This window comes from Pantoea sp. X-Soil-OKNW-713, from assembly GCF_059730685.1.
Window position 1 is genome coordinate 2,533,257 of sequence record NZ_AP035995.1, and the last position, 22,950, is coordinate 2,556,206.

Annotated in this window: 28 protein-coding genes and 1 pseudogene; 3 read left to right on the plus strand and 26 right to left on the minus strand. The window is 52.5% G+C overall.

Annotated elements, in window-relative coordinates:
- Window positions 1-10: 10 nt before the first annotated feature.
- The 20 genes and pseudogenes from AC6I8R_RS11915 to AC6I8R_RS12010 all read right to left on the minus strand — a co-directional run bounded on the left by AC6I8R_RS11915 (window position 11) and on the right by AC6I8R_RS12010 (window position 19,097).
- Entirely contained in the window at window positions 11-3,085 is a 3,075-nt protein-coding gene (locus AC6I8R_RS11915) for a host specificity factor TipJ family phage tail protein (RefSeq protein ID WP_497832338.1), read from the minus strand.
- Window positions 3,082-3,462: a nitrite transporter gene (locus AC6I8R_RS11920; RefSeq protein ID WP_497832339.1), complete on the minus strand. Its 381-nt coding sequence runs from the start codon at window positions 3,460-3,462 to the stop codon at window positions 3,082-3,084. The genes AC6I8R_RS11915 and AC6I8R_RS11920 overlap by 4 nt, the downstream gene beginning before the upstream one ends.
- A gap of 10 nt (window positions 3,463-3,472) precedes the next feature.
- Window positions 3,473-3,955 (minus strand): DUF1833 family protein, encoded by a 483-nt coding sequence (locus AC6I8R_RS11925; RefSeq protein WP_497832340.1) that lies wholly within the window; start codon window positions 3,953-3,955, stop codon window positions 3,473-3,475.
- Window positions 3,952-4,416, minus strand: coding sequence for a hypothetical protein (locus tag AC6I8R_RS11930; RefSeq protein ID WP_497832341.1), 465 nt, complete (start codon window positions 4,414-4,416; stop codon window positions 3,952-3,954). The genes AC6I8R_RS11925 and AC6I8R_RS11930 overlap by 4 nt, the downstream gene beginning before the upstream one ends.
- Window positions 4,416-7,109: a phage tail length tape measure family protein gene (locus AC6I8R_RS11935; RefSeq protein WP_497832342.1), complete on the minus strand. Its 2,694-nt coding sequence runs from the start codon at window positions 7,107-7,109 to the stop codon at window positions 4,416-4,418. The genes AC6I8R_RS11930 and AC6I8R_RS11935 overlap by 1 nt, the downstream gene beginning before the upstream one ends.
- Window positions 7,090-7,395 carry a phage tail assembly protein T gene (locus AC6I8R_RS11940; RefSeq protein WP_208725196.1) on the minus strand — a complete coding sequence of 102 codons (306 nt, stop codon included), beginning with the start codon at window positions 7,393-7,395 and terminating at the stop codon, window positions 7,090-7,092. Before AC6I8R_RS11940 ends, AC6I8R_RS11935 begins: the two co-directional genes overlap by 20 nt.
- Window positions 7,396-7,415: 20 nt before the next feature.
- Window positions 7,416-7,817 (minus strand): phage tail assembly chaperone G, encoded by a 402-nt coding sequence (gene gpG / locus AC6I8R_RS11945; RefSeq protein WP_497832343.1) that lies wholly within the window; start codon window positions 7,815-7,817, stop codon window positions 7,416-7,418.
- A 30-nt stretch (window positions 7,818-7,847) separates the two neighbouring features.
- Window positions 7,848-8,312: pseudogene (locus tag AC6I8R_RS11950) on the minus strand (phage tail tube protein); the annotation flags it as partial.
- A 7-nt stretch (window positions 8,313-8,319) separates the two neighbouring features.
- Window positions 8,320-8,724 carry a phage tail terminator protein gene (gpU, locus tag AC6I8R_RS11955; RefSeq protein ID WP_497832344.1) on the minus strand — a complete coding sequence of 135 codons (405 nt, stop codon included), beginning with the start codon at window positions 8,722-8,724 and terminating at the stop codon, window positions 8,320-8,322.
- A complete protein-coding gene (locus tag AC6I8R_RS11960; protein WP_497832345.1) occupies window positions 8,721-9,275 on the minus strand; it encodes a phage tail protein in 555 nt (184 codons plus the stop codon). The genes gpU and AC6I8R_RS11960 overlap by 4 nt, the downstream gene beginning before the upstream one ends.
- Before the next feature lie 3 nt (window positions 9,276-9,278).
- Window positions 9,279-9,557, minus strand: a complete 279-nt coding sequence (locus AC6I8R_RS11965; protein WP_497832346.1) for a DNA breaking-rejoining protein — start codon at window positions 9,555-9,557, stop codon at window positions 9,279-9,281.
- The gene (locus AC6I8R_RS11970; RefSeq protein WP_497832347.1) at window positions 9,547-9,906 is read right to left on the minus strand and encodes a DUF2190 family protein; all 360 of its coding nucleotides are present in this window, start codon (window positions 9,904-9,906) and stop codon (window positions 9,547-9,549) included. Before AC6I8R_RS11970 ends, AC6I8R_RS11965 begins: the two co-directional genes overlap by 11 nt.
- A gap of 79 nt (window positions 9,907-9,985) precedes the next feature.
- A complete protein-coding gene (locus AC6I8R_RS11975) occupies window positions 9,986-11,950 on the minus strand; it encodes a ClpP-like prohead protease/major capsid protein fusion protein (RefSeq protein WP_497832760.1) in 1,965 nt (654 codons plus the stop codon).
- A gap of 49 nt (window positions 11,951-11,999) precedes the next feature.
- Window positions 12,000-13,472: a phage portal protein gene (locus AC6I8R_RS11980; RefSeq protein ID WP_497832348.1), complete on the minus strand. Its 1,473-nt coding sequence runs from the start codon at window positions 13,470-13,472 to the stop codon at window positions 12,000-12,002.
- Entirely contained in the window at window positions 13,472-13,687 is a 216-nt protein-coding gene (locus AC6I8R_RS11985; protein ID WP_208725188.1) for a DUF6148 family protein, read from the minus strand. The genes AC6I8R_RS11980 and AC6I8R_RS11985 overlap by 1 nt, the downstream gene beginning before the upstream one ends.
- Window positions 13,684-15,783, minus strand: a complete 2,100-nt coding sequence (locus AC6I8R_RS11990) for a phage terminase large subunit family protein (RefSeq protein ID WP_497832349.1) — start codon at window positions 15,781-15,783, stop codon at window positions 13,684-13,686. The genes AC6I8R_RS11985 and AC6I8R_RS11990 overlap by 4 nt, the downstream gene beginning before the upstream one ends.
- A gap of 2 nt (window positions 15,784-15,785) precedes the next feature.
- Window positions 15,786-16,292 (minus strand): DUF1441 family protein, encoded by a 507-nt coding sequence (locus AC6I8R_RS11995; RefSeq protein WP_208725512.1) that lies wholly within the window; start codon window positions 16,290-16,292, stop codon window positions 15,786-15,788.
- A gap of 220 nt (window positions 16,293-16,512) precedes the next feature.
- Entirely contained in the window at window positions 16,513-17,103 is a 591-nt protein-coding gene (locus AC6I8R_RS12000) for a hypothetical protein (protein ID WP_497832350.1), read from the minus strand.
- Window positions 17,085-18,542 carry a glycosyltransferase family 2 protein gene (locus AC6I8R_RS12005; RefSeq protein ID WP_497832351.1) on the minus strand — a complete coding sequence of 486 codons (1,458 nt, stop codon included), beginning with the start codon at window positions 18,540-18,542 and terminating at the stop codon, window positions 17,085-17,087. The genes AC6I8R_RS12000 and AC6I8R_RS12005 overlap by 19 nt, the downstream gene beginning before the upstream one ends.
- Window positions 18,543-18,701: 159 nt before the next feature.
- Entirely contained in the window at window positions 18,702-19,097 is a 396-nt protein-coding gene (locus tag AC6I8R_RS12010; protein ID WP_497832352.1) for a hypothetical protein, read from the minus strand.
- Window positions 19,098-19,471: 374 nt separating this feature from the next.
- Here AC6I8R_RS12010 and AC6I8R_RS12015 point away from each other — a divergent pair, with 374 nt between their 5' ends.
- Complete coding sequence (locus tag AC6I8R_RS12015) at window positions 19,472-19,729, plus strand: biofilm development regulator YmgB/AriR family protein (RefSeq protein ID WP_013511370.1); 258 nt, start codon at window positions 19,472-19,474, stop codon at window positions 19,727-19,729.
- A gap of 139 nt (window positions 19,730-19,868) precedes the next feature.
- On the opposite strand, the gene AC6I8R_RS12020 is transcribed toward AC6I8R_RS12015, so the two are convergent.
- From AC6I8R_RS12020 to AC6I8R_RS12045, 6 genes are read right to left on the minus strand one after another with little or no spacing between them, the layout of a single operon-like run.
- A complete protein-coding gene (locus AC6I8R_RS12020; RefSeq protein WP_497832353.1) occupies window positions 19,869-20,111 on the minus strand; it encodes a DUF1378 family protein in 243 nt (80 codons plus the stop codon).
- Entirely contained in the window at window positions 20,108-20,368 is a 261-nt protein-coding gene (lysC, locus tag AC6I8R_RS12025) for an Rz1-like lysis system protein LysC (RefSeq protein ID WP_497832354.1), read from the minus strand. The genes AC6I8R_RS12020 and lysC overlap by 4 nt, the downstream gene beginning before the upstream one ends.
- Window positions 20,256-20,648 (minus strand): DUF2570 family protein, encoded by a 393-nt coding sequence (locus tag AC6I8R_RS12030; protein WP_497832355.1) that lies wholly within the window; start codon window positions 20,646-20,648, stop codon window positions 20,256-20,258. Before AC6I8R_RS12030 ends, lysC begins: the two co-directional genes overlap by 113 nt.
- Entirely contained in the window at window positions 20,645-20,851 is a 207-nt protein-coding gene (locus tag AC6I8R_RS12035; RefSeq protein WP_497832356.1) for a DUF7940 domain-containing protein, read from the minus strand. The genes AC6I8R_RS12030 and AC6I8R_RS12035 overlap by 4 nt, the downstream gene beginning before the upstream one ends.
- A 1-nt stretch (window position 20,852) precedes the next feature.
- On the minus strand, window positions 20,853-21,482 hold the full coding sequence (locus tag AC6I8R_RS12040; protein ID WP_497832357.1) for a glycoside hydrolase family 19 protein: 630 nt from the start codon (window positions 21,480-21,482) through the stop codon (window positions 20,853-20,855).
- A 3-nt stretch (window positions 21,483-21,485) separates the two neighbouring features.
- Complete coding sequence (locus tag AC6I8R_RS12045) at window positions 21,486-21,824, minus strand: phage holin, lambda family (protein ID WP_497832358.1); 339 nt, start codon at window positions 21,822-21,824, stop codon at window positions 21,486-21,488.
- 216 nt (window positions 21,825-22,040) lie between these two features.
- Between AC6I8R_RS12045 and AC6I8R_RS12050 the strand changes: the two genes are divergently transcribed.
- On the plus strand, window positions 22,041-22,223 hold the full coding sequence (locus AC6I8R_RS12050) for a type II toxin-antitoxin system HicA family toxin (RefSeq protein WP_497832359.1): 183 nt from the start codon (window positions 22,041-22,043) through the stop codon (window positions 22,221-22,223).
- A gap of 46 nt (window positions 22,224-22,269) precedes the next feature.
- The gene (locus AC6I8R_RS12055) at window positions 22,270-22,692 is read left to right on the plus strand and encodes a type II toxin-antitoxin system HicB family antitoxin (protein WP_497832360.1); all 423 of its coding nucleotides are present in this window, start codon (window positions 22,270-22,272) and stop codon (window positions 22,690-22,692) included.
- Window positions 22,693-22,950 lie beyond the last annotated feature (258 nt).

The following is a 22,950-nucleotide window of genomic DNA, read 5'->3' on the forward strand; positions in this document are numbered from 1 at the left end:
AATTAAATGGTCAGGTTGAGGACGTTGAATCTGTGTCACCGGGGTATGTGGCATCGTCATAGCTGTAGAAGCTGTCGCGATATTCGTTAGCGGTTACCTGGCATGTTCCATCTGACTGCGGCTCAATCTCTGCTATCAGCGCGTCATAGCCTACACGGGAAGAATCGCAGAACATCAGTCTCGGTGGTTCAATCGCCGGGTCATCCATAACAATTTCATCGAACGCCTCAAGATAAGGCACTGACAGTTCATAATCCCCGACTCTGGTTGCCACCATAAGCCCGGACGCTGTTCCGTCCTGGTAGCGCAGCACCGCACGCGGGTTATCAAAAGACCAGTCCAACGGTTCACTGACAGTAAATGTCGTTACGTCATCCGCGGTGCTCATGGCAACCGCGAGGCATGAAACCGTTTTATTTCCCGGAATATCATCCGTGAAGATGATGCGATCGCCAACGTTGTAGCAGAGCGCATCCATTTCAGTTGTGGCCGTGAACGTCAGTCGTTGCCGCTGATACTTCATCAGGCGGCGCATGCCAATCTGATAGGCTTTATCCTGATCTAACACACCATCAAGGGTATATGACTCGATCTTTGTCGGCGTTGGATTTCCCGGCAACCGGCATTGAACGGTTTCCTCTGCCCAGGTACTGCCGTTGATGTAGGTTACATCGACACCATCATAATCATCATCCGAAGGGGCAGAAAATGAGGTTTCAAGGTGATCGGTGGTTTCCTGTGGGCTGATAATTCCGGTCCAGATTTTCACCCCTTCACGTCCTACCGATGCCAGGCCATCACTTAGCAGGAAATAACTTTTCCCGGCATTCGTGATTTTCTGAAGCATGTCGAGAGCTGATAAAGAGTCGGAACCGGATGAATCGGAAGAGAAATCAAAATAATCCGCTTCGGGAGTCCACCAGGCTGATTCCAGCGCCACAATGGTTTCCTCATCCATATCAAGACCCAGCGAATTACCAACGTGCAATAGCGCACCGGAGATCGTTCTTGCCGTACCGGTGTCATACTGCCGGGTCGCGACGACGTTAACCCGTCTGTCTGACTGTGCGGCCAGCTTTCCACCCGTTTCAACGGTGACACCCATCAGTGTGACACCTGTATAAGAAGATGGCCGGGTAAGCAGTCGCCCACGTAATGCCTGCCAGTACATCGAATCACGGGCGTTATCGCTTCCCTGCTCATTCAGCCTGCGGCAGCGAACCTCAATCAGACCCGCAGCAGACGGGGTGATTCTCTCGGTGAAACCCAGCCCGTTGATGTTCTTAAGACTGTAATTACCGGTATGGCTTATCCATCCGGTGCCGGAGCCATAGACACGATACTGAATTTCCCACTCTACGGTGCGGCTCTGCTTTTTCCCTTTGCTGTTAAATCCACATATGCCACTCGGAAACGAAAAATTCACCTCAAACATATCGCAGGTTTCATTTTCAGGGCCGGCCAGAAAAGGTCCCATCCAGGTATCGTTATCATTGATGCCGCTGGCTTCATAATCGATCATCGTCCTGGACGAAAAACCGGGCCATGCCTCATCAACCACACCATCTATCAGGCGCTGAACTGTAGCTGTGGCCCCGGAGGCAGAAACAATCTGGTATTCATAACCACGATGGGAAACTGACAGACGCTGCTGGCCGGTTGGAACGCCGGTAAATGCTGTGCCGGTAGCGCTGTCGTAAGCCAGAGTGACATTAGCCGTTACTGCTGCACTGCCGCCCGATGATGCTGTACCAGCCGCGTTTACAGGGGATGCCCCGAATACGCCTGATGGTAGTGATGATGTCGTGATGCTGCCGCCCGCATAGGGGCTTGATGGCTCAGTGATCAGCACCGTGCCGCTGTTGTCCTGCGCGACCAGGCCGGAACCCTCCAGCGCTTCGGTAATGGCCGCAACCAGACCGGACATCGTGACGTAATCAGCTATCAGGGATACGGTGTAAGTTATACCCTGCCAGGTCACGTCAAACGTGGCTGTACTCGTCGAAAAATCATACGTTGTCGGCGCTGCGCTGGCCTGAACAGATGCCGCGCTCCCACCCGCGCCTGGAACGGCTGCCTGTGTCGGTGTATAGCTGGCAATAAAAAGCTGATAATCGATGCTGCCGTAAGTCATTGTCACCGGCATACCAACATATGGATTTATTTCAGACAGGAAGTCACTCGCCAGCACGCTGTAACCGGAAGATGAGCTGACGTTGAAGGTCGTTGGCGCAATAATCTCAACGGTCGCCCCCTCTACCCACGAATCCGGCAGTGCTTCATCATCATCATCCGTATCATCATCAGTATCAAGGCCGGTGAACGACACGCTGGCACCGGAAACCGTCATGCTGTCTGCAATGATGTCATCGGCTTCAGGGGCAGTCTGCGCCATATCCAGCCCTGCGCCTGATGACGTGCCGCCGACTTCGGTAGATGAAAACCAGTTTTCACTGCGCTCATCACCGGACACATCCGCACCGGGCTGGTAAACGGTATAATCGAAACCCGTGAGCGATGATGCTGGCGTATCCCCTACCCGGATATCACCATCAGTAAATGCAAAATTACCCATCCCGACGCAGATCAACATGCTGACACGCATGATAGTGGGATCGGTGGAATCAAACCGGGTTACGGGAGAAACAACATAATCCGGGTAAATACGGGTCCGCCCAAAGACCTCACGGATCGCATCGCCAAGTTTTGCGGAGTTGGCCTCAGCCGGATTCAGGTCCAGGCTTTTCCCGGTTGATGATGTATATGAACCGGTGTCCATATTTGCCATCATAAAGATGGAATACGCAGCCGCAGCTACTGACACCGCTACGGCTATCCACGCCAGTGTTTCTATCCCGTAAGGGACCGGGTAAATACGCACATCGCTGGACGGCGAAATATGGCACTCAAACCAGACAGATGACGGTATCTGTTTACCGTCAACATCAATGCTGATGGGATGCGCTATATCAGAGTGAAATCCCTTAACATTCGCAGTCAACCAGCCATGAACTGTTGTTTCACCATGCTGATGCACCTCCAGAGGCTCACCAGGGAGACGGGAAGGAAATATGCTTATTGTCACTGCCAGAACTCCACTTTAACAAAGCGACGCCTGAAACGGGAAAGCGGCAGAAAAGTCACGTTGGTGGCAGGATTGCATTCCGCAACATAGAGCAGGCCGTTAATTTCGACCACAATACCCACATGCGTGACTGCTGACCCTGAATAGCAGGCAACACCTGCGCCTGCACATGGCTCACATTTCTCAAGAGACAGCATTAGCTTTCTCGCCTCACGGTCGAGACCGTCCCCGTCTTTAGTTACACCTGAAAAATCAGGCCATTCAGAAAAGCCAATGTCACGGCGGATTTCATTCACAATGCCGAAACAGTCAAGTTCAGGATATACGCGGCCACCCTTCAGCCAGGTGACTGAACGGTATTTATCTGGATCAAACAAAGGATTCTCCTTAGCTGATGTACCGAAGCCCGGGGTAATACGGAAGTGTGTATCGGTTACGCGGCCACGCAGTATCAAGAATGTTCATGTAGCCTGCCTTAATCTGAACCTGCAAAGCCGTCCAGGAACCGGATTTCACAACCAGTGTGTAGGGTTTGGATGCAGGCGCATTGAGGTCAGTGGAGATGAAATTGCGATATTTGAGCGTGGCGCTGCTCAGGTTATCCAGCGCCGCTCGGATTGCTGTGGATACCACACCTTCGATATTACTGATGGCAAACTGTAAATCCTGAGTACCATCACTGTTTCTTGCCGGAAGGGCTATATCAATAGCGCATGCCTTGAATGTTACAGTATCGCCATCCTCGGTCACTGCCGTAATGTCCTCATAACCTTTACAGAGATAATGGACTTCATCACCGATACTGATTTCCAGTGTTTCAATGATGACTTCATTACCGGATGAGGCATAAAGCCGGTTAAGCACCGTCATGATTCAGGCCACTCACGATTCATTGCACGATCAATAATGTCGTTGTTGACGACAAAATCCGGGAAATCGGTCCACTCCGGTGAAATAATGGGACGCTGCCATAATTCAATCGTGGCCGTGTACTGCCAGAATTTACCCGCCAGCAGCATTGGCCCTTCATAAATATCAGTAAACCTGCACTTATACAGTTCAACACCAAGCGGTGTTTTCACCTTCATATAGAACCATGATTCACCGTCAGTAAGACGGTCTCTGTACCAGGCTTCGAAGTACTGCGCCATGCCCTGTTTTTTGAAAAACCATTTAAGCGGAACCTGAGTCGGAACTGAGGTGTAAAGCCGCCTCTGCCTTGAACGACCTGACGTTAAATTAGTGCGCAAAAAAGGGCTTACAGGCTTGAATGACAGATCGGACTGCAGAGGCAGCGGGAGATAATCATGGGGATAATAAATATCAGCCATTAACCTGTTCTCCTTTTATTGGACCATCCTGCTGCTAATGCCTTTGATACTCTCCCCCGACCGGTCGCAATATGATCCGTAACCAGTTGGTAGGTCTCTTTGCCACCCTGCGCAACAGCGTCCTGAATCATCTGCATTGTGCGCTGGTCCGGGTCTCCATTTACCTGGATGGTCGGTGAATAGTGGAATGCATTTTCGCCAGCCGTTGCCTGCTGCTGACCGCGCAGACTCTCCAGAGTGGAGTCCAGTTTTGCGGATGTCTGAGCTGTCATCACCCGTTCACCTTTTTGCAGCAACCATGTGCCTGTTTCCGGCACAGCATCAATACCGTCATGCGCCATCCCCGTCAGCGCCACTGACTGGATATTAGAAACAATACTTGCCGTGGCTGCGGCCACAGAGGCCATTGCTACCAGGTTATAAGGGAACGGGTTTGCCGCTGCCTGAGCAATACCTGTCTGGATAGCAACCATAGACTGAGCGATTGCATAGGCTTTATCCGCAATAAAAGCTGCTTTGTAGATTGCTGATTTCTCGCCAAATGCCGTGCGGGTTATATCTACAACAGAATCCAGACTGGACTGCGTGGCGCTGCTGATGATTTTATTTTTCTGATCTTCAATGCTCTGTTCGGCCTGTGAGTGCTTCTTACGCAGTGCCTCTTCCTGCGCATCCCACTGAACATTGAGATCGGAACGCTGCTGCCTGTACTGTGCGAGTGAGGCCAGGTTGCTCTGATACCATTTTTCCAGCTCCGAGGATTGCTGATCCAGTTGCGATAACTGGTTGGCATCTCCGGCAAACGTACCCGACAGCGTGCCGCCAAATTCGCTGGATTTCCTCACAGAACGCTGAACGTCTTTAGGCAAATCCGTAAGGGATTTACTCGCCACATCCCGCGAAGTTTTATCGTAATCTGCCTGCGATATGCCACCCTCTGCTTTCAGGCGATCCAGTAAATCAAGACGCTGTTTGGTGATGCTGAGCGTTTTCTCTTCTTTACCGCGCAGGTCTTCCTGGAGCTTAGCCAGCGCCTGCTGCGCTACAATCTGGTCACCAAGACGTGCATTAACCTCTGCCTGCGCCAGGACTTTATCTTTACTGGCAAGCAATGACTGCTCGTCTTTGCTCAGGGCGCGGTTTTTCGCTGCCTCTTCCAGTACAGAAAATTTCGCTTCGGTTTCCCACAGGGTTTTACGTTGCTGGCTGATGGTGTCATTGATACCGGCATGCTGCTGGATCACCTTCAGCTGGGTCTGCAACGCCAGGGTTTCAGCATTTACACTGTCAGCAGCCTGATCACCGGCTGAAACGCTGTACCCTTTCTGTTTTGGTGTCTTGGGGTCCTTATACTTCTCTTCAATCCCCTTTTTAATCTGCGCGATTTCCTCATCGCTCAGCGCCTGATTAAGTTTTCGACGCTCAGAAATATACTGATTCAGACGCTGATACTCAGCGGTGCGCTGCTGTTCCTTTGTCAGACCGGCATCAGAGATGGACTGAAAATGCTGCTGATTTAACAGCGAACTTTGCTCAAGCGTGGCCTGCTTCTGCTTTTCCTCGGTTTTCTGCTGTTCGGCATGAAGTTGATCAGTTAACGATGACACCTGCTGCCGGGCCAGATCGCGCGCATTCTCCAGACCCACACGCTGCTGACCCTGTGCGCTGGTAGAACGCAGAGCCTGATCAAGCTCATAGAGTTTATCTGTGGCATCAGCCAGTTGTGACTGAAGTGATTTGGCACGGCCAATATCAAGCAGCGCATTCCACATGGATTTGAAGGCGTTGCCGACGCTGTCAGCAGCTGTTTCCAGCGTACCCATATTGTTCTGGATATCACCGGCCATCGTCTTAAATCCCTGTGCAGCAATACCATTGGCATAACTGAGGGCGTCGGTATACTTACCGGCGTCCTGAAGGGATTTGACGTAATCCAGCTGCTGAGCAGTAACGTTACCGTACTGCTTCGCCATTGCAGTCAGACCGCTGGTCGGGTCTGAAGTTATCCGGCCAAAAACCGCAGCCAGATCGGCAACCTTTGTGCCGGTTGCATCTGACAGCGAGGAAATGGATTCAGCGACTACCTGATAATCACTGCCCAGATTAGCCCCTGCCTGGGCAAGAGCAGTAACAGCTGCGGTAGCACCACTGAACGAGCTGCCCGCTTTTTCGGCTGACTCAGAAATAAATAACAGATTGTTGGCAGTCTGACCGGCGCGGTCGCCCGTCATTACCAGGACTTTATTAAACTCACTGGTAACCGCCTGACCGGTGGCAAAAGAGTAAGCCAGTGCACCGGCTGCTGCCGTCAGCCCAACAACACCGGCCATAACCGGATTGATGGCCCCGAACAGCGCGCTAAAAGTCGGGCGCAGACCGCCGAAAGAGTCTTTGATCTGGCCGCCCTGCTGCAAGAGAATAAGCCAGGGACTCTGGCCCCCCGCTAACTGAGTCGCGATGTCGGTGAACTGTGCAGGCAGCGTGCGCATAGCTGCCTTATATTGACCTACGGAAATCCCGGCGCGTTTTGCGGCCAACTCCTGCTTGCTGAATGCATCCTGACCGGCCTTTCCTGCTGCGTCAGAATCTTTACCCATACCGACAAACTGTTTGCGTACAAACGCTGCCTGCTCAGTAAAGGATGAGGAATTAAGATCGAGATTGACGACCAGATCACCCACTGACTGGGCCATAACGCACACCTCCGGAAATACCTTCAGCAAGCAACATCAGTTGCTCATCGCTGGGTTCAACATCTTTTTTATCAGGGTGCAGCAGACTGAAACTGGCAGGCGTCATGTCGTTTTTGCACATAAGAGAAATCACCAGGTGGCTGAGACTGGCAAAATGCGCATCTAAAAGATGGTCGTTGAAATAGTGGTCCCGATAAAACTGTGACCATTCACGCAGCTCCGTCGAAGTCATGCCGGAAAGCATTGCCCGCCAGTCCGGGCGTCCGAACTCACGGGCCAGCCTCATCACGAACCTCAGTTCCCCGGCTAAGACTTTTCCGCTGTGACAGCCTCAGAGACTGGTGCGCCTTCAGAATCAGACTGTTCCTTGTCATCCGGTGGCACCATTCCCGACAGGATTTTAATCTGCCGGTCGGCCTCACCCAGTGCGGTTACCGGCCACGTCGCAAGAATTTCGTCATAAAGCTCCGGCACTGGAGGACCTTTCCTGTCCCCCTGCCACAATGACATAGCCACCAGCATGGCACTTGACCGGATACCCATTGCCACCAGCTCAGCGTGACGAACTGAAGGATCACTTTCTGCCGGAGGTAACTTCTTTTCCATCTCCGCCAGGTAACTCAGGTATTCGATGCGCTGAAGTGCTGACAGCTCATAAAGCGTCAGACTTGCCCCGGCAAAACTGAATTCTTCCGTTTTCAGAAACATGGTTTCTCCTTATGAACCAGACTCAGCAAGCTGATTCTCAGCCAGCAGCGGCTTGCCTTTATTGGCGATTTTAACCGTGCGGGTTACCACCTCATTGGCTGCGACCGCTTTCCCCAGACTGCTGACCCATCCGGTAAACACATCCACCACACCGTTGGGGTATTTTATTTTGTAAGGCTTGTCACTGCCATCATCAAACCAGGCAATGAGCGTTTGCTGGCCGGTTTCGCCGGGTTTCCATGCCAGGGTAAAGCTCGCTTCCCCTGCTGATTTCTGTCCCTGAGTCGTGGACGCCCAGTCTGCGTTATCATCATCCAGGTAGGAATCATCATAAGAATCAGCAGTAAGCTCAGCAGGTGTCAGGTCCTTGATTTGCGCCAGGCGGGTCCAGTCATCATCTGATGTCGGATTGGTATATGCATCCCCGTTGCCGCTGTACATCCAGAGCGTGGTACGGGCACCTTTTACAGGTGTGGTTGGGTCATTTGCCGCCATAATTGCCTCACAGGTAATAATTCAGATTGTGACGGAGGTCTGCTGATCCCCACGTCGCCATTTCTTCGTCGCGCTGGTAGTCATAACCGTCAGCAACAACCATTTCCACCAGCGAAAACAGAGCTGGCATATCTGAAAATGCAGGATAAATGCTGTTCTCCATCCACAGGTCGAGGGCAGAGTCAGGGTTAGAGGCCTTCAGAAAAACTTCAACATGCAGTACAGCACGCCATTCGTCTTCATCCAGCACTCTGCCGGTAGGCTGCGCATCCGTCAGATAAACGGCAACAGTGGGCAGTTCTTCGGCGTTAATCACTGCCGGGCGTCCGTCATACCAGCGCACCGAAGGGTCAGTGATGACCGTTTGCAGAGAGCTGATGACCGCCTGGCGGATAAGGGTATGTTTGTTCATCGTTTTATGATGATCCTGAGCTGGTTTTTAAGGGCTGCGGCCATCTCTTTAGGCATATCGCTTTCCATCAGCTTTGGTAGCTGATCTCTGAAAGCTGTGGTCAGCGGCACTGACATCGGGATTTTGACCACTTCGACCGGATAGCGGGTTTTGCCTGTTCGGCGCAGTACGTGCCAGCGACCATTTGCAAGCCTCTGAATAAAGGCGTGCGGAAAACTAAATTTCCCGATTTTCAGCACGCTGTCTGCGCCGCGTGTCCGTCCGATACGTCTGGACAACTGAACACGGGCGGCCCCCAGTTTGATGGCGGGTAAATCACCCCGATTCACCCGCAAAGTGGCGACAGGGTTATTGACGGAGGCTTTTTTCAGCTTCGATCGCTGCATCACCAGCTTGCGCTGCACGCGGGTATCACGCGAGACAACTGAACTGCTGCGCCCGATGGCACGCACAGCCACACGGTTAATTGCCTGCGAAGATGCACGCGGAACGGCGGTCTGACTGATGCTGTTCATGTTGGCAATCGCCTGCTCCAGGCCTTTTATGCTCATCCGTTACTCCAGCCAGATTTGCGGTTTGCCGTTGAACTTAACGTGACGTGTCACGCTGTATTCATTGCCGTTGTAAATAACGGTGTCGCCTGCTCTGGCACTGTAGCCCGCATCAAACACCACCAGGGAAAGACCGTCGCCGCCAAGCACCCCCATTTCCGGCAGGAAATGACTTTCAACAGCCGTCATAACCCGCCCGTTGATGGTTGCATCCCGTCCTAAACGGCTGGCAGTGACGGTATCCATACGCGCAGCCAGCCGTTCAAACGGATTAGCTGCCACTTTCCGTCACAGCCGGAGCCGCACCCGCGTTGATCTTCACGTTAACCACTGTTGTCCCGGAGGCGGCATCTTCCCAGGCAATACCGGCATACACGCCACCATCTGCACTGGCCTGAGCTGTACCGTCACTGACATACACTGCTGCACCGGGTGTGAACACATCAGCGCTGGCTTTCGGTAACTGGAAAACGCCCTCTGTGAAACCGTCACCGCTGTCCTGTACCGCAATATTGGTGATGGCAACGGCCACGATATTGCCGATCAGCACAACATCACCGCTCGCAATAGCCTCAGCTCCTGCATTCAGAATGGAAATCGTCATGCCGTTCTGTACGAAATTCTTAGCCATGTTTTTTCTCCATCCGGCCCGGAAGCCGGATTTCAGGTATAAAAAAAGCCCTTACGGGCGGTTAACTGCTGGCTGACTGTCAGGAACCCTGTTCGCCGTTTGATTTGACCAGACCGCGATAATCAAGCGGAGCCACACCGGCATCGATACGCACCTTGGTTGCGATGCCATCTGTGTTAAACCCTTCCATCTGGTCGATATAAGGCGCGTCTACCCCGTTTAGATAGGCCACTTCAATGGTGTCCATGCCCTGAGCTGCGGCCAGATACCACTCGAAAGCACTTTTATCATCCAGTCGCGGTTCCGCGATGATCGTTGCGAAGTTCTGGATCGGGTTGATGACACCGGCGTTCACATCGGCACCCTTCACGCTGGCAGACTTAACGGTCTGATTAGCCAGGGTCTCAAGCGCAGTCGGCACCAGGAGGAAAGCAGGGCGAATATTCAGGGTACGCTTGGTCGTACCCTCTTTCTGACGGCGCATAAGCTGACGGGCCGCATCCAGACCAGCTACATCAATGCCACCGCTGGCGAGGTTGCCGTGGTCGGCACCAAACAGAGCTTTGCCATCAGACATTTGGGGGTTGCCGGTCAGGATGGCGTAGACCAGATCACCAATGGTCGCTTTGGCAGCACGCCCCATCTTCAGCGGAACGTCCGTCAGCTGATTCAGGTCATCATTGATGATTGCCTGACGGGTGATGGAGAAGATTTCACCATAAGTAGCCAGCGCGATGGTTTCACCTTTATCGCCCGTGGTGACATATTTGTATTCCGCACCTTCACGCACCTGACGCAGGGACGGGAAACCGCCCAGGCCAACGCGATGCGCCGTTTTGAAATCAGACAACTGGCCTTTCTTGGTCCACTCTTCAAACGTTTCCGGTGCGTCATCCCAGCCCATCAGAATGGATTTATTCGCCACATCCAGCAGGATGTTACCGAAATCTGAAGTGCTGTGAGTGAGTGCCATACCCACCATCTGCATCGGGTTGTACGATGCAACACCAATACCGCGTTCAGTCAGTGACATGCGGGCATATTCACGCATGGACATGGCGTTAAACGGGTTTTCGCTGTCGCGTTTTTCATAGCCCGCACGCGACATCAGCGCCTGACGGATGTTGTCACCGGTAAAATTACCGTTGCTGGTATGAATGTGGGTAGCCGCCGCGCTGCGGTTGGTCGGCGTGGCCTCTTTGCCGAGTGCTGCCAGCAGCTTATCTTTGGCATCATCAACCGTGCAGTCGATATCTTCCAGACACTGTGTCTGCAATTCCAGGTGACGACCGCCAAAGCTGGCAAAAAGGTTTTGGATACCTTCCGAGCGCTGGCGCTGTTCGGCGTGAATCTGTGCACGAATAGCCGCCTCATCGGGAGCCGCAACCGGATTGGCCGGTGTTGTCGGTGCAGTCGGTTGTGGTACAGCCTGAGTAGTCGCTTTTGGCGCAGTATTCAGCAGGGTTTTCAGAGAACGTGGCATAGCTTCGAATTCCTCGATACGTTTGGAGTTAATGCGGGCCATTGCCTGCACTGCGGGGGTTAACTGGTCGGCAAAGCCGTGTTCGATACATTCCTGCGCGGTCATCCAGGTTTCTTCACCCAGCATTCCGGCAAGTTCCTCGGTGGTTTTACCGGTCTTTTTGGCGTAAGACGGGATTAATACCGCCTCAACCTTATCCAGCAGATCGGCGTAATCGCGCATATCGTTGGCATCACCACCGGTAATGCCCCAGGGCTTGTGAATCATCATCATGGCGTTTTCCGGCATGATGATCGGGTTGCCCACCATTGCAATCACGGAAGCCATCGACGCGGCAAGGCCGTCGATATACACCGTTTTGGTTGCGGAATGGGCATTCAGCAGGTTGTAAATAGCGATGCCGTCAAACACATCGCCGCCTGGTGAGTGAATGTGCAGATTGATGTGATCAATGTCGCCCAGCGCCTTCAGGCTGGCGGCAAAGGACTGGGCAGTAACGCCCCAGTAACCAATCTCATCGTAGATAAAGATATCTGCTGCGCTCTCACCGCTGGCTTTCATGCGAAACCAGCTGTGATCGCCGGATGACGCACGCGGAGAAAAGCGTGTTTTACTCTTCTTTTTGCTGACCACTGGTCGCCCCTTTGTCATTTGCCGGGTCGGTATCAAACACCAGGCCCAGTTCTTTGTTTTCATCAACCTCCGCTTTACGGCGGCGTTTAATTTCCCCCGGATTCGCGCCGCGTGCGCGCACCCAGTCACTTTCCGTCGCAGAACCACCACGAATCATCGTTTTCCAGGCGTTTGCCTCTTTCTGCGGGTCAATCCAGGGCATAACTGGGCCGCTGTAGACCGCATTCAGTAACGTTGCGCGGTCCACATCACCGGGAACCTTGATCACCCCGGATACCATTGCCATATTCAGCCAGCTCCGGTACATCGGGCGGGTGACGGCGGCAACAAAGGCATCCTGAAGGATGCTGTAGCCTTCAAAAGACTCCACCAGCTCCTGACGTTGTGAGCTGTAACTACCATCGTAATTACGTGAAATGCTGGAAAAACTGCCCCGACTGCCTGCGGCCACTGCGCGGAGCTGGCCGTTACGGAATGATTCCAGGTTGGCGTTAGGGCGATCAGATTTGATCATGCCGATATCTTCACCGGGCAGAAGATTGTCAAAAAGCATGCCTGGCTGGATGTCGAGTTCCCGCTTGCCTGATGCGCTCGTGTCGTCATAGTTCATCCCGTCACCCTTTTTGATGTACATCCCCAGCGCTGCCGCAATCCGTGCCGCTGTCAGCTCTGAATCCTCATACTCTTTCAGGGCGCTGAGACGGATCAGAATGCCCGTGAGAAGGCTGTTACCCCGAATCTGATGCAGTCGGCGCATAAACTTGAGATGCAGCATGTTGTCTGCGTTTACTTGCTTAACATCGCCAAGTGCAATGCCTTTGGTTATCAGGTTTTTACACACCGCGTATTTGGTCGGGCATCCCCATTCATTGAGATATATCCCCTGAACCAGGTTGTTGCTCTGATCGGAAAGCTCAATCGGGACAAAATCAGGCTCCAGCGCCTCTATCCAGAAAGGAACCCCGTTTGACGGCGTCAGTCCTGCCGCTGCGCCCTGCACTAACTGCGCAAATATCTCGCCATCGCGTAGCCAGGTGCGGGCCATCAGGCGCTCAAGGACCGGTCGGGTAAACTGTCCGGTCACATCAGGCGACACGGACCATTCCGCCCACGCTGTGCGAATCTGCCGGGAAAGGTCATCAGCCAGAAGGCCGCCTTTAAGCATCGGTTGCGGATCAACAACAATGCCGCGCGCGCCCACAATGCGCTCCTCCAGCTTATCCAGCAGGCCAATAACGAGATCGTGGTTGTTATCCAGCCAGCGGGCCTGCTCCCGAATGGAGCGACCGCCGAACTGATTAACCTGGTTGGCGTTGCGGTTTTCACGCTTCGCGCGGTGCGTGCGGGTTGGCATGGCTGCTTCATAGGCTTTGATTTCAAGACGGGAGCGCAGGCGTGCCGCCTTCCATCCGGGGGAAATCAGCCCGATGGCGTTATCCAGTAGCGTCATTATCGAAACCTCGCCAGGCTGTACTGCGGTCGGCGGCGTTGCGCATCGATAGCCTGCTGCAACCGGCGCTCCCACGATTCACGCCCTTTTCTGATTTCACTGAGGCTTTCCATCGTCATGGATTGGCCGTTGATTTCTACAGACTTGCCATCAAGGACGGCCATTTCCGCATCAATGTATTTCTGTAACATGCGTTCGATATCGGCCTGATTCACAGCCAGCCTCCGTTAGATGCGGGTGCCCACGCTGAAGGCGCTGCGGCCTGGCGTGTCTCCACTGGTTTTGATTCGGGTTCGGTTTGCCGGGCCACCGGCTGAGATTGCTGAATTCTGCGTGGAGCGGAGGCGCTTTCAGGTGACCGCGCCCACTCAGGCGGGCTGTCCCAGTTAATACGCTCGTAGCCACGTAGGATTACCAGCGCCTGGGCATAGACCAGCAGGTCAAACGCCTCGTTAGCGCCTTTGCCCGGTTTGTGCCATTTGCCGTCTGTGCTTCTCTCTTCGTAGGTCAGTTCGTCGTAGAACCATTCACCCAGCCAGTCAGGGAAATGCACGTAATTAGGACCGGGAGAATCACGCAGAAGCGCGTTATTTATCCTGTCCTTAAGCTGATTTGTCTGAAGCAGATACAGCGGCACATCGCCACGCGCTTCAGCGCTCCTGTTTGGCCTGTCGGTGTTGTCGGGTAACGTTTTGGTGATCAGCTTGCTGCGGCTGGTACTGTCACCCTTGAAGAGATAAACACGCTTGTGAACGGCGTCCTGGCGGCATTTGCGCCAGAACTTGTAAGCGTTATCTGTCACACCATCCTCGCCGCCTGAGTCCACGGCCATTGCCAGTACCGGCAGGGTGGTCGACGGGTCAGAGGACATCGGCCAGTGTTTATCCAGAACATCTGATCGCAGCAGGTTCCAGTCTTCCGGGTATGCTGCCGGATCGATGGGGAGGCTTTCACCATCCGGGCAACAGCGCAACGAGTGACGGATGTTGTAGCGGTCCACAATCCAGCGCTCACCGTGCGCGCCGTAGCCCACCACCTGAACGACAAAGCGTTTATTTTTCCCGCCCTGAACGTCTACCGTTGCCACCAGGAAATGCACGCCATCCGGCACCGTGCGGCGGTTAACCGTCTCGGCTCGCGCCATCAGGGTTTCAGCTTTACGGGTTTCGGTCGCTGACCGTGGCAGATAAGGAAGCCCCCAGTCAGTGTTGATAACCGCCTTCAGTGTTTCCTCACTGCCGGTCGTCTCGTATTCCTGTTCGGCGGTAAGCAGCTTGTAAGTCAGCTGCGCCCAGGTCTGATAAGCCGCTGCCGGACCTTCCATCCAGAAGGAGGCGATACGTGACCGCCGTGGCTCACCTGATCGGTTGCCAGCAGCGTCGATTTTCTCCCCTTCGCGTAACCAGACATGGGCCTTGTTTAACTCCCGCTTTTTATCAGCCGTGATGATTTTATTGCAGTGCGGGCAGCAGATATGTGCGGCTTCGCTGGCTTTCACCGGGTCAGCATCATCCCGGTAGCCGGTCATCGCATCCATAGACGGCTGAAAGTATTCACCACAATGCGGGCACGGCCAGTAAAGCCGGCGGCGATCGCCACGGTTGTAAAGGGAAAGACTACCTGTGGTCGGCGGCGCTTCATGCGGGGTCTGCCGACGCCATTTGGTATCGGTAATTTCCCTGCCCGGCGACCCCTCAACGAGCGTCATTCCGGCTGACATAAACGTTGTGGTACGTTTTGAGGCCAGCGAGAATCCATCCCCTTCACCGTCAATATTTTCCGGGAAGCGGTCATAATCCGTCAGGGCCACACACTTAAAGTCGGACGATGACATGATGTTGACTGACGGCCAGCCAATCTTTAAGTAGTTGCCCGCCAGGAAAGTACGGTCATGAACGTTATTATCATTGCGCAGCGGGCTGAGCCGCTTAGCGACTTCAGGGCTGACACGAAAGGTTCGGGCAAGGCGTTTCTTGGAGTGCTCACGCGCCTTTTCTTCTGTCATCTGGACAACCAGCATGTCAGAAGGATCACAGACCACGTTATAAACAACCCAGCCGTCTATCAGGCCGATTGTTTTACCCGTCCTCGCGGGTCCGACAAAAACCACAGCATCATATTCACGGGACGCCAGGCAGTTCATCGGCTCAATTATATAAGGAGCGACATCGGGGTCCCATTCAACAGAGTTACCCACCCCGACAGGAACGCGCATAAACTTATTCACTGCTTCCGCAACGGGTAACTTGCGAGGCGCACGTAATATCGTGGCAGTATTTTTCCTGATCGCTGCTGCCGTGGCCTGACGCATGGCTACTCCTCTTCTGGCAAATCCTCCTCGTATTCGGGTGTATCGGCCATCTCTACCTTCAAAGCGATCTGATCACGCAGGTCATCAATAACTTTCTGGACACGCACAACCGCAGCCGGGGTCATGGCGCAGTCGCGCTCCAGGATATCGGGCAGCGTTTCAAGAACCTGCACCACTGCTTTAGCCATAGAAGAAAACTCTCTGGCGACTTCAGAGGCCGGTATCAGCTCCCCTGTCTCCTGCTGAAACTTGAGCCTTTCACGCTCTGACTGAAACCAGGCTTTCCGGTCTGGCGGCAGCATTTTGTCCACGTCCAGCAGTTCATCAGACGTAGTTCTGCTGAGCAGCTCTTTCAGCACATCCAGCAGTGAATACAGTTTGAGTTTTGCGTTACTCCCCGGCGCAGGCTGCACATTACTGAGCCTGCTGGACACCGTCTGACGGTGCAAATCGGTGAGCGTGGCGATCTGGTTGATATTGAGTCGGAAATTCTTTAATTCGTTATCCATGATGATGAACAAAATTTAATCATTTCGACATCGCGAAAAATTTCACGACTGAAATATCAGAGAGTTAATGGGATGATGATGATTCTGATGAAATGCAGAAAACTAGCCGTTTTCCGCGAGTGTGCCGCCCCGTGGCTGGGTCCCCCTCCGGAGGGACCCGCAAATGATAACTATTCTCATTCTTATGCATTGTCAGGACGAGAATGGGAACCGTTATCATTCACACCAGCCGCCAGGCCCGGCGACGCTCAGTCCTGCCCTCGCCATCAGGGTGCACCTCAACCGCTCTTCCATCTGCGTGATCGACCAGCGAGTAACACGGGTAGATGATGCCTGCGCCATACGCATCGCCAACCGCATAGTCTGCTGGCTTCGATTCGTCCCACCGCGACAGAATGCCAGTGAGCGCAGACTGTGGCGGGCTGTAGCATACGCCATGAATCAAGCGCGGTAGCGTGATGCAGTCCCACCGATGCCGGTCAGCTTCGATAAGTCGCTGCGCTATCACAGGCTGGTACTGCGGAGGCCTGCCGGTGCCAAGGTAAAAGCTCACCAGATCATCAGGGAATCGCAACAGCCATTCAGATACCAGCAGGCGAAACCCCTCAACCGGCAGTGCATCGTCTTCAAGAATGACAACGCGACAGCCCTGTTGTGCTGCCCATTCGACAGCACGACGGTGATTCCAGTTAGCTCCTCGGCTTTCATCATCAATCAGCAGATGCGCGCCAATCGAATTAGCCAGCCGCACAGCGGCATAACTGCGGGTGTGATGGCCGACCACCACAAACTTTATTTGTGTTGCCACCAAGCACACTCCTTACCGATGCCGTCAGACTTGAATACGGTATGCACGCGCGGGCCAGTCACCAACCTGTCACTATAGCGATGCGCCACAATGCCAAAGGCAATCATGTCGCCAACCGCTGCCGCTTTTACTTCCTGATTCCAGAAACGCAGGGATTCAATGTGGTAATACAGTCGGACGATGCCGTGTGCGATTGCCATCACGTCAGCGCGTGACCCACCCAACAGACCAGCATTCAGCATCACATCATTCTGGTGTTTACTGAGGAACGACTGGTAGACAGACTCCGGGTGATGTTTTGCAGCCCAGCTATCTGCGTAGGTTTTGGGTTCCGAACCGGAGTATATTTTGCCCGGCTCCATTTCCTGCCACGGTTCGCGCAGCATTTCAACGTCAGTTCCATCGGTGCACCACACGAACTCATATTCAGGATGATCACGAAGGTGCTGCCAGATGTGCAGCCAACGCCGAAAATAAACATTCATTTTCACATCGGGCACACGCGCCAGCCATGCGTCAGCGGAAACCGCATTCAGCTCATCGGCCAGCACTACCGCGTCACCACCTTTAATCGATGCAGTCCATTTAGCCAGTACTTCAAACGATGCAGCCATTTTCGTGCTGCGTTGCGGGTCTGGCTGGCTGGTCAGCAGCGTTGTGATAACCACATTGCGCTGAATGCGGAACGGAGCATACCCGGAATAACCGTTGTTTCTCCGCTCATTGTGAATTGTGACGTTGCGCTTAACCTGCAACTCACGGTCCGGCTTTGCCACTGATCGCTCTACGGCCTGGTGTTCATCAAGCGAATAAATCAGCTTTTCCGAACCGACTACATCAGCAAAGGCCCAGCTCGTTAACCCGGCGTTGTGAATGCGCAGCGCTAAATCTGAATGCTCATACATGCCGCGCTGATAGATGGGGTCAAAGCCGCCAACCTTTTCAATTGCGCTGCGATGGTAATACAGCATCACACCACGCTGGCCGGTGTAAGCTATGTGCCGTTCATCACAGTAAAGCACGGCGATATCACCCAGCTTCTGGCCTGTTGCAAAATCCATAAACTGATAAGCCAGATGTGGTTCAGGTGATTCGATGTAGGGTTGTTCCCATCCACCAGCAACGGGCCATGCGTCATCGTCCCACAGAAACAGATGTTCGCAGCCTGCATCAATCAGCGCCTCAAGGCTGGCATTTTTTGATGCGACAATGCCGCGTGACATGTCACGACGAATCAGCTCTACGCCATCAGGTACTGTTGCCGGTTTGGCTGACCCGTCATCAATAACAACCACCAGCGCACCGGCTGGCAGGTATTTGAGATGGTGATCCAGTGCGCGGGATAAAACGTCATGGCGGTTGTGCGTGCTGATCGCGATTCCGATATTTGAAGCGCGGTTTGTCACTGGCGCGTATCTCACACCATCAATCACAACGTTCATTCAGAGTTTCCTGCTGGTCAGATGAATATAACCCTCAGCAATGGTGAGACCACCAGCCGATGATTCATTGTGTTTATGCTGAAAAGTGAACTCAGTGAATGCAGTTTTGAGCACAAAATAAAAAACCGCCCTAAGGCGGTCTGTTAAGAGCGTAGCGAGTTAATTAAAATCAAGTCCACCGGCAATTCTCTTCACTTTTTGTTCAAGTTCGTTGCGAGCTGCTTTCTTCTTGGCTTCTTCAGCCTTCTCAGCATCAACAATCTCTCTTAGCTCCTGATTAGCAACCGCAACCGCATGCTTGATATGATACAAGACAGTATTAAGGTCATTCTCGCCATCTATCTCAGCATAAGCTACTACCCACTCGTTTTCATTAATTGTAGGTTGTTTAGTATAAAAACAATCAGCGCGTTCTTGCTGGCAAGCTTCTCTAAAATGCTGTTTCCAGCGTTCTTCCACCTGCTTATCCAACTTAAAGTAAAAGTTTCCGCTGTGTTCATTATATTCTGACTTAGCCAAATCAATATCAATAACTTTTGGGAATTGGACTGACATGAAAGCCTCCTTTTCAAAGTGGAGGCTATACATTAACGCCAGGAATAATCCGAGTGAAGAGAATAAACTTCACAGCATAGTTAACCGTTATCCCTTGTCGGTGGATTCTTCTTAATGCACTGAATCAGTTTGCTATCAACTCATATGACCACACACAATGATCAAAAATAAATTGTACAAGATCAGATTTGTTGCATAGGTTTTTAGGTGTCAATAAGTTCCTTGAACGAATGGTGCTTTGCATCGCCTCTGAAGGTGTTACGGATTTTCACCTTCAGAGGCTATTTTTTGAACGACTAACAGATACACAGCTAAACTTACTATTCCCACAGCCCGGTATGCTTCATAAAGCAGCCACTCATTTGAGGCTTAAGATGGAACAGATAACACCGATGGAATCTCAGCTCTCCGTTTACTTAAAAAGTATGGATTCACAATTCGTAAGCGAGAAAGCTGTGTTAGTAGAGATTTATCAGGATTTATCATCTCGTAAGGCGGTTGTTGGCAACAAAGACATCATCCATTCCTTACTCGAAAAGCTTGAATCCGAAAACGATGTGATAAAGCTCGATGTTTATCGTCAAGCTCTTGAGATGGTCGTCCAACTTACCCCGGATGACACCATCAACTGAGATCCTGTGTACTATAATTTATCCGTAAATATAAAACGGAATTTCGATCCCTTCCCTCAATTGGTTAGCCCCCTTCTGTCCAGGGGGCTTTTTTTCATCATCAGGCGCACTCGCAAGAATGCGCCTTGTGATGACAACTTTATGCCGTGGCAGTCCCTGCAACTACCGGCCCATCAGTTGATGTAGCAGTCGCTGCCGGGGCGTCTGCTGCTGTTGCCTGCGCTACCTTAAGGCGGGCCTGCACTTCAGCTTCAATCGCGTCAGCTTTGTTCTGTGCTTTGGCTTTGAAGTAATCGCGGATTTTTACCCAGCCACCCGAGATAAGGTAAAGGGCAACACCAAGGGTTGAGAACCACAGCATTACGGTTTGGTATAAGGTCATTTAGTTTGTTCCTGTCTGGATTGTTCAATGGTGCGGATGTCTGCTTTGTCCTGATTGCATTTCTCAATCACGGCCAGCAGTTGCTCGTTAAGCGTGAGGCTGTCACTCCACGTCATCTGGTAAGGGATTTCAGGGATGACGCAATCAACCAGAAGGCTTGCCGGTATTTGTACGGGTGGCACCTGCACGTATTCGGTCCGCGTGGTCCCGCAACTGCTCAACAGCAGCGGCAGGCACAGGGCGCTTAGCGCACTCATCAGCAGCAATGGCTTTTTGAATAACCACGATACGCCCCGCTGATTGCTGGTCTGTTTTCTGCTTTGCATCTGCATTCGCCTGGACAATGCCGTTGATGATAGAAACCGTCTTCAGAACGTTGGCTGCCACCATGTTGGACTGGTTCGCCGTTTTCTCAGCAGCATCGGCGCGGGCGCTGTTACTTTTGTACTGATACCCGAACCAGGCACCACCACTAATCAGGCTAAGGAGAATGATCAGCAGCAGCACAACAAGCGCCGCTTTAATCTCTGCTGTCATGGGCGTTTCCTCTGGTCAACGAGGCGACCAATAAGACCGCAGGCAGCAACAACTGCCGTTACGGTTCCCATACATTCAGCAGGAATGTGTGATTTCAGGTCATCAGGCAATGACGCCCAGGTTGCCGGAATAGCACCGGCAAGCGTCAGGCAGTGCACAGAGAACCATTTCCAACTGCGCCGCCAGTCTTCAACAAGTCGCATATCACACCACCAGAACCGCTTTCGCTTTCAGGAAGCGTTCGCGACGGTCTTCAAGGCCGTTGAGTCCACCATTGATGATCTGAGTGACGCGGCTGATATCACCTGAGTACTTCAGACAACCGTTAGCGACGTAGAACCATGCGGCGCTTCGGGCAGCGTAGGAGTCATCCGCAAGTAACTCTGGCTTTGCCACCAGATCAACTTTCAGACCGTTACCGCAATTCCGGTAGTTTGTCAGGCCGGTTACCTGGATAAGACCGCGACCGCGATAGAACCAGCCATCACCTGCCCCGTTATTTCCCATTCGCTTGCTGTATACCAGGTTGGCGATTGCGCGCTGGCGGATCAGTGGAAGCGATGACTCATTCGGGCGGCGACCTAACGAGTTAGCCTGGTCCTGCGTCAGGCGTCCGGCACGAACGAAATCAGCAAGCCCCGGAACGCTGTAATTGAAACTCTCGACCAGACTGCTGTAACTGGCGCTTTCATGCCCGACCTGCGCAATAAACATTGCCTGGTCAAACGGTGCTGATATACCGAATTCCTTCATCGCCGCATCAATATGCGGAAACCAGCGCGCGGCTAATCCGGCGCTTAAGCCAGCCGCCAACTGAAATTGATTCTGATTCATGGATTAAGCCTGTGGGTTGCCGCCACCAAAGCGGAAGTTGATAACGCGGATAGCCAGATTACGGATGTGCTCAACCCCAATCAGACCAATACCGCCACCGATGCCAACAGATAGCGCAGTGGGAAGGCCGAAATAGTTCAGTGACGAATACACGGAAAGAGTCAACAATCCGCACAACGGCGCTTCCAGTAGCATTTTTCTCCATCCGCCACCGGTGTAAGCCACGCGCAGAGCTGTAATAACTATCGCCATGATGACTCCACCAAGTGGAACATCACCGCTCCACCACGACTGAATTAGTTCCCAAAATTCTGTCCAGGAGTGAATGCTATGCATTTTCATGTTCTCTCACCTCCGTAGTTACGGTCGGTGCTGTCTGTAGTCACAAGGAAATAATTACCCCACCCGGCGCTTATCTCCGGCACTCGTAATGGCTTAGCTCTTGAAGGGGCAAAAGGATAAAACAGAAATATATACACACGATACACACCAATCATCTTGCATCATGGTGTGTATCGTGTGTATAATCCTTTCATCAGTTAGCGAGACGGAGGATGCTTGAAAAGTTCGGAACTGATAAAGCTATTAGAAAAAAACGGCTGGCAACTTGAAAGGGTAAAAGGAAGTCATCACCAGTTCAGCCACCCGGATTTCTCTAACGTAATAACGGTTCCGCACCCTAAGAAAGATTTGAAAACTGGAACGGTTCATCAAATCCTCAAGGATGCGAAACTTAAATAATCAGGAGCCGCCCGCAAGGGCGCTCTTTATTGCAAGAGGTAAACGCATGTTGTATTCAGCATTCGTCGAAATTGATGCCGATGGTTCAGCCAGTGGTTACTTTCCTGATGTTCCCGGATGTTTTTTTGCGGGTGACACGCCAGAAGAAACCATTAAGGACGCTCAGTCAGCGCTGGAGGCGCATTTTGAATTAATGTCTGAAAAAGGGCTGGAGATTCCTGAGTCATCCGGCTCCTGGCATCTGAGTCTGTCACCTGAGCACGGTAGCGGCGTTGATGTAATAGATGGTCGCTGGGTCTTTGTCGAGGTCGATATTACCAGATATCTCGGTAAGACAGAGCGCATCAACATCACTATGCCCCATCTCTTAATCGAGAAAATCGATAAGGCCGTGGGGCAGAATTCACGCTATTCGAGTCGTAGCCATTTCATTGCGGAAGCGGCACGCAAAGAGCTTTCTCAGCTGTAATTCACTTCCTTCGTCTCTCAAGGCCGCTCTGTGCGGCCTTTCTTTTTGGACCCTGCCGCGCATCGGCGTTGATTACCTGGCTCGTCAGCCGCAGGGATAATGCTGTTGTGGATTCACCACAATATGAAAGGTGCTGGGTATTTGCAGTTAACGGCATGGATGGGGTATGGACCCGTCATGCCTTAGCGCCTTTGGTATTGCGTAGAAACTAAAAAATCTCGTCATAAGGCAGGGTTTCAATGTTTAAGCTGCGTGTCT

Excerpts from the sequence above, each read along its gene's own strand:
- AC6I8R_RS11970 (WP_497832347.1), bottom strand. The coding sequence starts at position 9,906 with ATGGCTAAGAATTTCGTACAGAACGGCATGACGATTTCCATTCTGAAT.
- AC6I8R_RS12030 (WP_497832355.1), bottom strand. The coding sequence starts at position 20,648 with ATGACAGCAGAGATTAAAGCGGCGCTTGTTGTGCTGCTGCTGATCATT.
- AC6I8R_RS11980 (WP_497832348.1), bottom strand. The coding sequence starts at position 13,472 with ATGACGCTACTGGATAACGCCATCGGGCTGATTTCCCCCGGATGGAAG.
- AC6I8R_RS12035 (WP_497832356.1), bottom strand. The coding sequence starts at position 20,851 with ATGCGACTTGTTGAAGACTGGCGGCGCAGTTGGAAATGGTTCTCTGTG.
- gpG (WP_497832343.1), bottom strand. The coding sequence starts at position 7,817 with ATGTTTCTGAAAACGGAAGAATTCAGTTTTGCCGGGGCAAGTCTGACG.
- AC6I8R_RS12005 (WP_497832351.1), bottom strand. The coding sequence starts at position 18,542 with ATGAACGTTGTGATTGATGGTGTGAGATACGCGCCAGTGACAAACCGC.
- gpU (WP_497832344.1), bottom strand. The coding sequence starts at position 8,724 with ATGAACAAACATACCCTTATCCGCCAGGCGGTCATCAGCTCTCTGCAA.
- AC6I8R_RS11990 (WP_497832349.1), bottom strand. The coding sequence starts at position 15,783 with ATGCGTCAGGCCACGGCAGCAGCGATCAGGAAAAATACTGCCACGATA.
- AC6I8R_RS11930 (WP_497832341.1), bottom strand. The coding sequence starts at position 4,416 with ATGGCTGATATTTATTATCCCCATGATTATCTCCCGCTGCCTCTGCAG.
- AC6I8R_RS11960 (WP_497832345.1), bottom strand. The coding sequence starts at position 9,275 with ATGAGCATAAAAGGCCTGGAGCAGGCGATTGCCAACATGAACAGCATC.
- AC6I8R_RS12045 (WP_497832358.1), bottom strand. The coding sequence starts at position 21,824 with ATGAAAATGCATAGCATTCACTCCTGGACAGAATTTTGGGAACTAATT.
- AC6I8R_RS12040 (WP_497832357.1), bottom strand. The coding sequence starts at position 21,482 with ATGAATCAGAATCAATTTCAGTTGGCGGCTGGCTTAAGCGCCGGATTA.
- AC6I8R_RS12055 (WP_497832360.1), top strand. The coding sequence starts at position 22,270 with ATGTTGTATTCAGCATTCGTCGAAATTGATGCCGATGGTTCAGCCAGT.
- AC6I8R_RS11940 (WP_208725196.1), bottom strand. The coding sequence starts at position 7,395 with ATGAGGCTGGCCCGTGAGTTCGGACGCCCGGACTGGCGGGCAATGCTT.
- AC6I8R_RS11975 (WP_497832760.1), bottom strand. The coding sequence starts at position 11,950 with ATGAAAGCCAGCGGTGAGAGCGCAGCAGATATCTTTATCTACGATGAG.
- AC6I8R_RS11935 (WP_497832342.1), bottom strand. The coding sequence starts at position 7,109 with ATGGCCCAGTCAGTGGGTGATCTGGTCGTCAATCTCGATCTTAATTCC.
- AC6I8R_RS11995 (WP_208725512.1), bottom strand. The coding sequence starts at position 16,292 with ATGGATAACGAATTAAAGAATTTCCGACTCAATATCAACCAGATCGCC.
- AC6I8R_RS12020 (WP_497832353.1), bottom strand. The coding sequence starts at position 20,111 with ATGACCTTATACCAAACCGTAATGCTGTGGTTCTCAACCCTTGGTGTT.
- AC6I8R_RS11925 (WP_497832340.1), bottom strand. The coding sequence starts at position 3,955 with ATGACGGTGCTTAACCGGCTTTATGCCTCATCCGGTAATGAAGTCATC.
- AC6I8R_RS12015 (WP_013511370.1), top strand. The coding sequence starts at position 19,472 with ATGGAACAGATAACACCGATGGAATCTCAGCTCTCCGTTTACTTAAAA.
- lysC (WP_497832354.1), bottom strand. The coding sequence starts at position 20,368 with ATGAGTGCGCTAAGCGCCCTGTGCCTGCCGCTGCTGTTGAGCAGTTGC.
- AC6I8R_RS12010 (WP_497832352.1), bottom strand. The coding sequence starts at position 19,097 with ATGTCAGTCCAATTCCCAAAAGTTATTGATATTGATTTGGCTAAGTCA.